Raw genomic sequence first — 12,652 nt, 5'->3', positions numbered from 1 at the left:
CTTTTTTGCATGGATTCTATCCTGACGATCGTTATCATTGTAGTAAGCTCTATTCTAGTGCTGCTCATGATAGAGCTTGTGATAAGAAATCGTTCATATAAAGATATTGAAGCACTGGAGCAGTGGAAACAAGAGATAAAAGATAAACCTGTGGCAGATGAACTAAAACGGGTAAAAGATTTAAACATGACGGGTCAAACAGAAGAACTGTTTGGTAAATGGCGTGAAGAATGGGATGAAATTGTATCAACAACCCTTCCGAAAGCTGACAAAGATTTAGCGCAAGCGCGAAAATTCGCCTCGCAATTCTCCTTCCGAAAAGCAAAGCATGCGATGAACGAATCCATAAGTGGTTTAGATGACGCTGATAATCGTATTACGGACATTTTAAATGAATTACAGCAATTGTTAGAAAGCCATGAGAAAAATAGCTCGGAAATTGAAGGGTTACGTGATACATATCGTAGTATGAAAAAGAGTGTTCTTGCTCATAGACATATGTATGGAGCAGCAGAGCAGAAAATCGAAGAGATGCTAGACGCTGAATCTGAGAAATTTAAAACCTTTGAAGAAGCGACAAACAATGGCGACTATTTAAAAGCGAGAGAAATTGTTATTAGTTTGGAAGAAGGTTTAGCAGATTTAGAAATCATTATTCACCAAATTCCAGATTTATTGGTAGAGTGTCAAGCGACGTTACCAGTTCAGCTGGAAGATTTATTACACGGACACAATGATATGGTAAGACAAGGTTATGTATTAGATTATTTGGAAGTCCCTAAAGAAGTTCGTGATATGACGAAACAACTACAAACATGTTTAATGGATATACAGGAGCTTCATATAACAGAAGCGGCTGAAAAAGTAGAAAACTTAAAAACACGTTTAGATGGCTTCTACGATCAACTGGAACAAGAAGTACATGCGAGACATTATGTGGAGCAAAAAACACTTTCTGTTTATGATGATTTAGAAGAAATGCGCATCGAAACGATTGAAACGAAAACAGAAACACAACTTGTGAAACAAAGCTATCAGTTACAAGATAAAGACATTGAGTCTCAAAAAGTAATTGAAAAGCAAATGCACATTTTAACGAAACGTTTTGAAATGCTACAATTACGCGTTGCAGAACAAGATATTGCCTTCTCTATTATTCGTGAGGAACTAGAAGAGGTTTATGAGCAATGTGAAACGTTAAAAGTACTTCATGCAGAATATAAAGAAATGCTGCAAGCGATGCGCAAAGAAGAATTTGAAGCACGTGAGAAGTTACAAGAAATGCGAAATACTATTTTCGAAACGAAACGCTTTATGCAAAAGTCGAATTTGCCAGGTCTTCCAGAGAGTATTATGGAAGATTTAAAAAGAGGGCAAATGGCAATGCAAGCTGTATATAAACAATTAGAAGTGAAGCCGTTAAATATGAACGCTGTAAATAGCAGTTTAGAAGAAGCATATACAACTGTGAACGGTGTAGCTGAAATGACAGAAGAGTTAATTGGACAAGCGTATTTAGTGGAAAAATTAATTCAGTACGGTAACCGTTACCGCAGTCATGATGAAAACCTAGCAGAAAGTTTAAATTATGCTGAGAAATTATTCCGTGAATACCAATACGATGCAGCTTTAGAACAAGCGGCTTCAGTATTAGAGCAACTTGAGCCTGGCGTTGTTCAAAAAATAGCTGAATATGTAGACAATGAACAAACCCTTTCATAAGGGTTTGTTTTTTTGTGTAATTTTGCAGACGATGTTGCTATAATGAATAGCGGAATACAGTAAGGTTATTCGTTTTAAAATATAACGGAACCTTTGCGTAGTCTTAGCGTAATGACACGTATTTATGATATGATTATACGATGTGATAGCGCTGAAAGGGGAAGAACGATGATCTATTTTGATAATAGTGCGACGACTAAGCCATATCCAGAAGCTCTTCAATCGTACGTGACGGTTGCTGGGAAATATTTTGGTAATCCTTCTTCTATTCATTCGCTTGGAGGAGAGGCAGAGCGTCTATTAACACAATCAAGAACGATTGCAGCGCAGCTTCTTCGTGTTAAACCTTCTGAAATTATTTTTACATCAGGTGGAACGGAAGGAAATAACCTTGCGATTAAAGGGATAGCGATGAGGAATCGTTCGCGTGGTAAACATGTCATTACAACAAATATTGAACACGCGTCTGTGTTTGAAGCATATAAGCAATTAGAAGAACTCGGGTTTGATGTAACATATTTACCGGTTAACGAGCATGGTGTTGTATCGGTAGAAGATGTGAAACGAGCGCTTCGTGAAGATACGATTCTTGTGTCAATTATTCATGTGAACAACGAAACTGGAGCAATTCAGCCTGTTGCTGAAATTGGAACGTTATTATCGAATCATCCGAAAATAAGATTCCATGTAGATCATGTACAAGGGATAGGAAAAGTACCGCTTGATTTATATGCTTCTCATATTGATCTTTGCTCAATATCTGGACATAAATTCCACAGTGTAAAAGGAACAGGTCTTCTTTATGTACGCGATGGCGTAAGATTAGATCCGATTTTATCAGGTGGTCAACAAGAGCTTAAGTATCGCTCTGGTACAGAGAATTTACCTGGCATTGTAGCGATGGTGAAAGCACTTCGCATGACAATGGAACAAGTGAAAGAAAAGGTAGCTCATTTGCAAAGTTTACAAGCAGAGCTTGTTCGTTTCTTTAAAGAGATGGAAGATGTAACGATTAACACGTCGCTTGCATATGCAGCACCGCACATTTTAAATGTATCATTTGTTGGTTTAAAACCAGAAGTAGTCGTTCATGCTTTAGAAGAACACGGTGTATATGTGTCAACGAAATCTGCTTGTTCTTCAAAAGCAAATGAAGTGAGCAGAGTGTTAGTGTCAATGGGAGTGCCGCATGCAGCAGCTGCAAGCGCTATTCGTATTAGTTTGGCACCAGAAAACACAATGGAAGAAGTAAAACAATTTGAAGGTATTGTAAAAGAGACGATGCCAAAATTATATGAAGTGATGAGGTAAAGAAATTATGTTGAAATATGAATATATTTTAGTGCGTTATGGAGAAATGACGACAAAAGGTAAGAACCGTTCTAAATTTGTAAGCACATTAAAAGATAACGTGAAGTTCAAACTGAAAAAATTCCCAAATATTAAAATCGATGCAACACATGACCGTATGTACATCCAGTTAAATGGCGAAGATCATGAAGCGGTATCTGAAAGATTGAAAGATGTATTTGGCATTCATAAATTTAACTTAGCGATGAAAGTACCATCAGAATTAGAAGACATTAAAGAAGGTGCATTAGCAGCTTTCTTACAAGTAAAAGGCGATGTGAAAACATTTAAAATTACTGTACATCGTTCTTATAAGCATTTCCCAATGAGAACGATGGAATTATTACCTGAGATTGGTGGACACATTCTAGAAAATACAGAAGATATTACTGTAGATGTTCATAATCCAGATGTAAATGTACGTGTAGAAATTCGCAGTGGTTATAGCTACATTATGTGTGATGAGCGTATGGGAGCTGGCGGTTTACCAGTTGGCGTTGGCGGAAAAGTAATGGTACTTCTTTCTGGTGGTATTGATAGCCCAGTAGCAGCTTACTTAACGATGAAACGCGGCGTATCTGTGGAAGCAGTTCACTTCCATAGTCCACCTTTCACAAGTGAGCGTGCAAAACAAAAAGTAATCGATTTAGCGCAAGAGTTAACGAAGTATTGTAAACGAGTAACGCTTCACCTTGTTCCGTTTACAGAAGTGCAAAAAACGATTAATAAAGAAATCCCATCTAGCTATTCAATGACGGTTATGCGCCGTATGATGATGCGTATTACAGAACGTATTGCTGAGGAGCGTAACGCACTTGCAATTACGACTGGTGAAAGTCTTGGGCAAGTAGCAAGCCAAACGTTAGATAGTATGCATACGATTAACGAAGTAACAAACTACCCAGTTATTCGTCCGCTTATTACGATGGATAAATTAGAGATTATTAAAATCGCTGAAGAAATCGGCACGTATGATATTTCAATTCGTCCATATGAAGATTGCTGTACTGTATTTACACCAGCAAGCCCAGCGACGAAGCCGAAACGTGAAAAAGCAAATCGTTTTGAAGCGAAATACGATTTCACACCATTAATCGATGAAGCTGTAGCGAACAAAGAAACAATGGTATTACAAACGATAGAAGTAGTGGCGGAAGAAGAAAAATTTGAAGAACTTTTCTAAACCATAAATTACCATATCTAAAACGTGTATGAAGTCATGTTATTTATCACACTCTATACTCACAAGGAGGTGATATAACATGTCACGTAGCACAAATAAATTAGCGGTTCCTGGTGCTGAATCAGCATTAGACCAAATGAAATACGAAATCGCTCAAGAGTTTGGTGTTCAACTTGGAGCTGATGCAACAGCTCGCGCTAACGGTTCTGTTGGTGGTGAAATCACTAAACGTCTAGTTTCACTAGCTGAGCAACAATTAGGCGGTTACCAAAAATAATCCCATATGATGGCTTAGAAAGAGCGGGTTCTCCCGCTCTTTCTTTTTTGTGTTGCCATTTGTCGGTAAGTTGATGTAATTTCATTTAGTAATTCGACAGAACTGAAAAATTTGTCAAAAGAAGAGGGTTCAAAATTAACAGAAAATTCTTTATTATATAAAGGAGGCATAAAGAAAAGGGAGGATATTTTATGAAGCGAGAAGAATTGTTGGCGCCACCGTCTTATAATTTAGTTTCTGAAATAGAGAAATATACGGGTGATAAAGGGAAATTAGCTTTAATTTGGCAAGATGATAAAGGGAATCGAAGGGAAGTTACATACGCTGAATTAATGCAAGGTGCGAATAAAATTGGAAACGCTTTTATAAAAAGTGGTTTGCAAAAAGGGGACAAGCTTCTTATTATGATGCCGCGTTTAATTGAAGCGTACATGACGTATATTGCTGCTATTAAAGCAGGATTTGTCGTAATTCCAAGCTCGGAAATGTTACGTAAAAAAGATATAGAATATCGAATTGGACATGGAGAAGTAAAAGCGATAGTAAGCTATGAGCCGTATATTAGGCAGTTTGATGATATAGAAGCGATGGAATCTCTTCGAAAATTTGTCCTGAGCGAGCAGTCAGTAGATGGATGGATTAATTTAAAAACAGCGTTAGAAACAGAGAGTGACAGGTTAGAAATGGCGAAGACAGATAAAGAAGATATGGTCTTTTTATCTTACACGTCAGGAACGACAGGAAATCCAAAAGGTGTCGTTCATACACATGCGTGGGCATACGCTCATTTACGTACGAGCGCTCCAAATTGGCTCGGAATTGAAGAGAATGATATTGTATGGGCAACAGCTAGTCCAGGCTGGCAAAAGTGGATTTGGAGCCCGTTTTTAGCAACGCTAGGATCAGGGGCAACAGGATTTGTATATCACGGTAAGTTTGAACCGAAAACGTACCTGAACTTATTAGACGATAATAAGGTGAATGTACTTTGTTGTACACCGACTGAGTATAGATTAATGGCAAAGGTAGAAGATTTAAGCCAGTACAATTTAGAGGCGTTACATAGCGCTGTATCCGCAGGTGAGCCGTTAAATAGAGAAGTCATTGGAACGTTCCAAAAGCACTTTCATATTACAGTAAGAGACGGCTATGGGCAAACGGAAAATACATTACTTGTTGGTGTAATGAAAGGGATGGATATTAGACCAGGATCAATGGGGAAACCAACGCCAGGTAACCACGTCGATATCGTAAATGAGGAAGGTACTCCGGTTAAAGTAGGTGAAGTTGGTGATATTGCAGTTCACATTGAAACGCCGGCCCTCTTTAAACAATATTACAAAGATGATGAACGTACAGCGATGCAATTCCGCGGTGATTATTATATTACAGGTGATAAAGCGAAGAAAGATGAAGACGGCTACTTCTGGTTTGAAGGGCGCGGTGATGATATCATTATTAGCTCTGGTTATACAATCGGGCCGTTTGAAGTAGAGGATGCACTTGTAAAACATCCTTACGTAAGAGAATGTGCAGTTGTCGCAAGTCCTGATGAAATTCGTGGAAGTGTCGTGAAGGCATTTATCGTATTAAGAGAGAATATAGAAAAGAACGAAGAAACATTAATTCCAACACTCCAACAACACGTCAAAGAACTCACTGCACCATATAAATACCCTCGCAAAATTGAATTTGTAGATGAACTACCAAAAACGATTTCTGGAAAAATTCGCCGTATTGAACTTAGAAAACAAGAGATGGAGATTCCGTCAAAATAATTTTGAAAACAGTGAAGTAAATAGTTGAATGAAATGCAAAACAATGATAATATAAAAACGAACACAAGTTCGATTTTATAAACTTAAAAAAGAGGTGTCCGTATGATTTTAGGTATTAATCCGTACTTAGTTTTAGATGGTAGTGGGCAAGAAGCTGTACAGTTTTATAAAGAGGCTTTAGATGCAAAAGTAGAAGTCATGCAAACTTTTGGTGACATGCCTGAAAATCCAGAATACCCGATTCCAGCTGAAGCGAAAGAGCGTGTTTTACACGCTACTTTAAAAGTTGGTAATACGGATCTTATGATTTCTGATACATTCCCAGGTCAAGGACATGCAATCGGATCTCAAGTAACAATCGCAATTCAAATTAGTAATGCAGAAAAAGCAAAAGAAGTATTCGATAAGTTACAAGAAGGTGGAGAAGTTATCATGCCACTTCAAGAAACATTCTGGAGCCCAGCATACGGACAAGTAAAAGATAAATTTAATATTGAATGGCAAGTTACAACGTCTACTACTGAACAAAAGTAATTTTTAGAAAAGCACCATGTTTTGAAATGGTGCTTTTTTTTATACAATAAAAAATAAAGGAGATGGGATATATGGGAGAAATTTGGTATGGCGGCACCATTTACACAATGAGAGAAGAAAATGAAAAAGTGGACGCTGTTTACGTTGAAAACGGCATAATTGTTGATGCTGGTAATAAGGGAGAATTAGAAAGCAGATATTCAAACGTAAAGTTACATGACCTAAAAGGAAAAACAATGATCCCAGGTCTCGTTGATAGCCATATGCATCTTATTGGGCATGGAGAGAGATTACTCCGTCTAGATTTATCAAATTGTACATCTTATAGCGAAGTACTGACTCTTGTTCAGAAGCGAGTGGAAGAAGCTCCAAAGGGCTCCTGGATTATTGGAGAAGGATGGAATGAAAATAACTTTACAGATACGAAAGATGTTCACGCGCGTGATTTAGATGAAATTTCGAAAGACCATCCTATTTTATTAAAGAGAGTTTGTCGTCACGTTACATGGGTAAATTCATACATACTGCAAGAAGCGAATATAACAGAAGCGACAGAAGATCCAAAAGGCGGGAAAATTGGCAGAGATTCATCAAATAAGTTAACAGGACTTTTATATGAACAAGGGCAAGAATTAATTAAACATGTTCAGCCAGAAATTGATGAAGCTTATTTACAAAGAGCTCTGCAAACAGCGATTAAAGATTGCTGGAAATACGGACTTGTTGGCGGGCATACGGAAGATTTAAATTATTATGGTGGTTTTAGAAAAACATATAATGCGTTTTCTCACGTTATAAAAGAAATGCCATTTAAAGCCCATTTGCTCGTTTACCATGAAGTAGCACATGAACGAAAAGAATATGAAAATGAACATTATATTGAATTTGGGGCAATGAAAATTTTTTCTGACGGTTCTTTTGGCGGAAGAACAGCATTATTAAGTGAACCGTATGAAGATGCGAAGGAAACGAATGGGGTTGCGATTTTCTCACGTGAAGAACTTGCAGAATTAGTGAAGACAGCACGAGATTTACATATGCCAGTTGCGATTCATACTATCGGTGATTTATCGCTTGAATATGTCATTGATGCACTCGAATTATATCCACCAGCAAAAGGGTTACGTGACCGCATTATTCATTGTCAGCTTGCTCGTGAGGAGTTAATTGAAAGAATGAAAAACTTGCAAGTCATTATAGATATACAGCCAGTCTTTCTTTCATCAGATTTTCCGTCAGTCATTGAAAAACTAGGAGAGCGCCGTCTTCGTTATGCGTATGCTTGGAAGACATTACTGGAAGCAGGGCTACATTGTAATGGTGGCTCAGATGCCCCCATTGAACAAGTAAATCCGTTTCTAGGTATATATAGCGCTGTTACACGTAGAAGTTTTATTGACGGTGTATGCTATATGCCTGAGGAAAGATTAACGGTATATGAGGCTGTTTCTTTATTTACAACAGGAAGTGCCTATGCAATTGGAAAAGAAGCGAAGCGAGGGCAAATTACAAAAGGATATGAAGCAGACTTTACAATATTAGACCGCAATATGTTTGAAATTGAGGCAGAAGAAATAAAAGAAGTACAAGCAGAAATGACCGTAATAGATGGCCAAGTTGCCTATAGAAAAGATGCGTAAAAATATATCAGCGATTATCGGAATATATCGACTTACCGACAAAAACTGACAAGAATAACGGCCGGATAGTAAGAGATTATTGTCCGCGCCAATCTGGGTAAATAAATAACCGCAGAATTATGGAATTCCATAATTCTGCGGTTATTTTAATCCTATAAAAACGTTCTCTGTACTTTTTCCCAGAAAGAGTTGTTTTTTAATTTAACCGTTTTAATTTGTTTATCGCTTAAGCGTACAACAGCTTTTTCCACTTGTTTAATGCTAAGCGCTTCGTTATCCATGCCGATAACAGGATAATCGTTACCGTCTGGTCTTAGTTTTAAAGTTAATGTACGTTCGTGATTTAAAATGAAAGGTGAACCGAGCGTACGGTAAGTGTTGTTGTTTAAAGATGCTAGTTCGCTTACTTGGAAACATGGGATAAGCGGGTCAACAACTGCACCATGCAATGATTTATTGTAAGCAGTACTTCCTGTTGGGGTAGAAACTACTAAACCGTCCCCTCTAAAAGTTTCGAAATATAAATCATCAACGTGAACATCTACAACAAATGTTTTAATAATGCTAGAACGTAATGAGAACTCATTTAAACAATGGAAAGATGTACTGCCATCTACATCTACCTGAATTGTTGGATATTTACGCACTTCAATTTCATTTTTTGTAATTTCTTGAAGGGCTGTATCAACGTGATCAATATGGAAATCGCAGTAGAAAGAAATTTCATCTTTCGTAGAAATCCCTGCGTATAAACAATCTTCTCTAAAACCAGTTTTACGAACGGCTTGTAAGAAGGTTGCATCATCTCCAACACTGACGATAGCGTTTGCATTTTTTGGATGATCTAATATGGTAAATCCATTCTCTTCTAAAATACGATAGATTGGTTTCATTTTTTCAACGAGCGTTGCTTTGTCATCACCATAAAAGAAAAATAAATTGCGACGATCTGCCATTATGTATCCCTCCACTGCAGTTAAATTTTCTGTTTTTCGTGCTACATATCATTAGAGTCCGTTCCCTGATGATATGTTCAAATAATATATTTCGATATAAATTGTCAAAATACCTTTTTATTTTTAGAAAAATTTTTATATTCAATCTTATAGAACCCTGTTTAATGATGAATAAAGTTGTCGATAATGGGTACGGAGTGAAAGGATGATACGTATGAAGTGGTTCGTAATTGGAATAATAATTCTTCTTCTTTTTATTTTGTTTATACTATTGTCGAAAATAAAGCTTAAGGTGACATTTTTATATTCAGAAATGGAAAAGCAATGTTTGCTTCAAGTGAAAATATGGATGATTCGATATACATTTGATGTGTTGGAAAGAATTGAAAAACAGCAGAAAAAGACAGGACAGAAAATCGAAAAAGCTGAAGAGGACGGCGGACTCGATAATAAAATTATGGCGCAACTTGACAGCATTGGTGAACTGATAAAAAAGCTTCAAGAAGTTCATACTATTGTTAAAGATTTTCTCAAACGAGTGAAAATCAATGGTTGGAAATGGCATACACAAATTGGAGCAGGCGACGCAGCTAGTACTGGAATTGTCACTGGATATGCATGGGGGACAAAAGGTATGGCTGCTGGAGTTGTCGGACAATATATGCATATTGTCGATGTACCAGAATTTGAAATTACTCCTGTTTTTCAAGGGAAAGGATTTGCGTCAAGATGTGAGTTAACAGCATCTTTTCGGATATTCCGCACTATAAAAACAGCGGTGAAATTGCTCATATTTATGAGGAAGCAAAGATCTGGTATGACAGAAAAATCTGTTCAAGCATAGGGGGGATATAGAATGGACCATCCAATTCAAGGTTTAATGACAACCGCAATGCAGCATTTAAAACAAATGACTGATGTAAATACCATTGTTGGTGACCCAATTAAAGCGGCAGATGGAAGTGTAATTCTTACTGTTTCAAAAGTAAGTTTTGGATTTGCTGCTGGTGGAAGTGAATTTGGTAAAGTAGAACATTCAGGCCGCCATCCATTTGGCGGGGGAAGTGGTGGAGGAGTTTCTATTAATCCTGTTGCCTTTCTTGTTATAAATGGAGATGGTGTGAAAGTATTGCACTTAGATAAACAAACACACGTCATCGATAAAATAATTGAATTAGCTCCACAAGCTGTTGATAAAGTGAAAGAAATGATGGATAAACGAAAAGAAGATGATCCAGAATTTCAAATTTAACGAATAAAGAAGCTAATCAATAGGTTAGCTTCTTTAATTTTTTTGTAAATAAAGCGATTTTATTTGCATTATCGATAGGGACAAACTATCATTTACATTGTACATATTTTGTTTAAATAAGGGAGGATTTTCAAGTGGCAAACGTAACTTTTAAAGGTAATCCAATGACTTTAGTTGGAACAGAAGTTAAAGTTGGCGATCAAGCGCCAAACTTCCAAGTATTAGCAAACGACTTATCTCCAGTAAGTTTAGAAACATACAAAGGCGAAGTGAAATTAATTAGTGTTGTACCTTCAATCGACACAGGTGTTTGTGATGCACAAACACGTCGTTTTAACCAAGATGCAGCAGGTATTGAAAACGCGAAAGTATTAACAATTAGCGCTGATTTACCATTCGCTCAAAAACGCTGGTGTGCAGCAAACGGTTTAGAAAATGTTGTAACACTTTCTGACCACCGTGACCTTTCATTCGGTGAAGCTTACGGCTTAGTAATGAAAGAGCTTCGTTTACTTGCTCGTGCAGTATTCGTAGTAGATAGCAATGACAAAGTAGTTTACGCAGAGTACGTAAGCGAAGGTACAAGCCATCCAAACTATGAAGCAGCATTAGAAGCAGCTAAATCTGCGAAGTAATGTGAAGGAAATGACCTCTTATAAAGAGGTCGTTTTTTCTCATATATTGCTCTATAACGGCATCGATATATGAGAAAAAACGTTATATCATATATAACTTAAAAGGGAGCTCTTTACAGGAGGTCGCTTTTTCTTTTTGGAAAAAAACACTTTGTGGTATGATATAAGTTATGTGTAAAAGAGAGAAGGAGGAATGTACGTGAGTCAGACAGTAGAAACATTATTTTCTATTTTTGATTCTTCTGCGGTAGTTTTACGTAAAGAATTAGATGTAACATATTTAGAGGCGCTTGTAGAGACAGGTGATAACTTGTTTGAGGGAGCGATTTTACAAGAAGAATTATCCGAATCAGCAATTGAAAGGCTGAATCGTGAATATAGTACGTTTAATGAAGAAACATATAAAGGTGAAGAAATTCGTAAAGCATTTCAGTTAGCCATCTTAAAAGGAATGAAAGAAGGCGTACAAGCGAATCATGAAATGACACCTGATGCAGTTGGTATGTTTATGAGTTATTTATTCCATAAATTTATGCAAGGGCAAAATGAAATTACAGTTTTAGATCCTGCAATTGGAACAGGTAACTTAATGACTACAGTGTTTAATAGCGCAAAAGAAGGACTAACAATGAGTGGATTTGGTGTAGAAGTGGATGAAGTGCTAATTAAACTTGCTTTAGTAAATGCAAATTTACAAAAGCATGCAATCGAATTCTTCCATCAAGATGGACTAGCACCACTTTATATCGATCCAGTTGATGCAGTCGTTTCAGACTTGCCAGTTGGTTATTATCCAAACGAAATCGGTGCAAGTGAATATAAATTAAAAGCAGATGAAGGAATGTCATATGCCCATCACTTATTTATTGAACAAAGTGTGAAACATACGAAAGAGGGCGGGTACTTATTCTTCTTAGTACCAAACTTCATTTTTGAAAGTGACCAGGCACCAAAATTACATGCATTTATTAAAGAAACATGCTTTATTCAAGGGTTATTACAGCTTCCTGTTTCCATGTTTAAAAACGAGAAAAATGCAAAAAGTATATTTGTTCTCCAAAAGAAAGGCGCTAATGTAACAATGCCAAAACAGGCGTTATTAGTGGAGTTGCCTAAATTCTCTAACATGAAGGCGATGGAAGACATTATGGATCAATTAAATACTTGGTTTGCAACACATAAATAAAGCTAGGTATATGTAACAGCATTAGTGATTCATGTAGTACAGTTTTATATAATATGTCATATTTTTAAATATATACAAGATTTAACTGAATTTTTTTGAAATCTGTAATATATATTTTTTCTTGGTGTTACAATTTTTT

General features: G+C 36.8%; 12 protein-coding genes. 11 read left to right on the top strand and 1 reads right to left on the bottom strand.

The annotated features are described in order from the left end of the window. Positions 1–9 precede the first annotated feature (9 nt). From ezrA to NST27_RS22720, 7 genes are all read left to right on the top strand, one after another. Positions 10–1,722 carry a septation ring formation regulator EzrA gene (gene ezrA, locus NST27_RS22750; RefSeq protein ID WP_047386963.1) on the top strand — a complete coding sequence of 571 codons (1,713 nt, stop codon included), beginning with the start codon at positions 10–12 and terminating at the stop codon, positions 1,720–1,722. A gap of 168 nt (positions 1,723–1,890) precedes the next feature. Next, positions 1,891–3,033, top strand: a complete 1,143-nt coding sequence (locus NST27_RS22745; RefSeq protein ID WP_047386962.1) for a cysteine desulfurase family protein — start codon at positions 1,891–1,893, stop codon at positions 3,031–3,033. A gap of 7 nt (positions 3,034–3,040) precedes the next feature. Then, positions 3,041–4,255 carry a tRNA uracil 4-sulfurtransferase ThiI gene (gene thiI / locus NST27_RS22740; RefSeq protein WP_000922336.1) on the top strand — a complete coding sequence of 405 codons (1,215 nt, stop codon included), beginning with the start codon at positions 3,041–3,043 and terminating at the stop codon, positions 4,253–4,255. Positions 4,256–4,334: 79 nt separating this feature from the next. Continuing rightward, the gene (locus NST27_RS22735; protein ID WP_000091640.1) at positions 4,335–4,532 is read left to right on the top strand and encodes an alpha/beta-type small acid-soluble spore protein; all 198 of its coding nucleotides are present in this window, start codon (positions 4,335–4,337) and stop codon (positions 4,530–4,532) included. A 191-nt stretch (positions 4,533–4,723) separates the two neighbouring features. Next, positions 4,724–6,310: an acyl-CoA synthetase MbcS gene (mbcS, locus tag NST27_RS22730; RefSeq protein WP_000817770.1), complete on the top strand. Its 1,587-nt coding sequence runs from the start codon at positions 4,724–4,726 to the stop codon at positions 6,308–6,310. A 102-nt stretch (positions 6,311–6,412) separates the two neighbouring features. Beyond that, positions 6,413–6,844: a VOC family protein gene (locus tag NST27_RS22725; protein WP_000600350.1), complete on the top strand. Its 432-nt coding sequence runs from the start codon at positions 6,413–6,415 to the stop codon at positions 6,842–6,844. 71 nt (positions 6,845–6,915) lie between these two features. Beyond that, entirely contained in the window at positions 6,916–8,484 is a 1,569-nt protein-coding gene (locus tag NST27_RS22720; protein ID WP_047386960.1) for an amidohydrolase, read from the top strand. Positions 8,485–8,636: 152 nt separating this feature from the next. Here the strand turns inward: NST27_RS22720 and NST27_RS22715 are convergent, their stop codons facing one another. Beyond that, entirely contained in the window at positions 8,637–9,440 is an 804-nt protein-coding gene (locus NST27_RS22715; RefSeq protein WP_000785177.1) for an NAD kinase, read from the bottom strand. 205 nt (positions 9,441–9,645) lie between these two features. On the opposite strand from NST27_RS22715, the gene NST27_RS22710 reads away from it, so the two are divergent. From NST27_RS22710 to NST27_RS22695, 4 genes are all read left to right on the top strand, one after another. Beyond that, complete coding sequence (locus tag NST27_RS22710) at positions 9,646–10,284, top strand: DUF2953 domain-containing protein (protein WP_002098024.1); 639 nt, start codon at positions 9,646–9,648, stop codon at positions 10,282–10,284. Positions 10,285–10,296: 12 nt separating this feature from the next. Then, positions 10,297–10,692, top strand: a complete 396-nt coding sequence (ytfJ, locus tag NST27_RS22705; RefSeq protein WP_000350003.1) for a GerW family sporulation protein — start codon at positions 10,297–10,299, stop codon at positions 10,690–10,692. A 134-nt stretch (positions 10,693–10,826) separates the two neighbouring features. Then, entirely contained in the window at positions 10,827–11,327 is a 501-nt protein-coding gene (gene tpx, locus NST27_RS22700; RefSeq protein ID WP_000024525.1) for a thiol peroxidase, read from the top strand. Positions 11,328–11,526: 199 nt separating this feature from the next. Then, complete coding sequence (locus NST27_RS22695; protein ID WP_000084367.1) at positions 11,527–12,513, top strand: class I SAM-dependent methyltransferase; 987 nt, start codon at positions 11,527–11,529, stop codon at positions 12,511–12,513. Positions 12,514–12,652 lie beyond the last annotated feature (139 nt).

It is taken from the genome of Bacillus sp. FSL W8-0770 (assembly GCF_038008705.1).
GTDB classification, from domain to species: Bacteria; Bacillota; Bacilli; order Bacillales; family Bacillaceae_G; genus Bacillus_A; species Bacillus_A cereus.
Note: the sequence above shows the minus strand (reverse complement) of the source record. Positions and strands in the feature narration are given on the sequence as shown.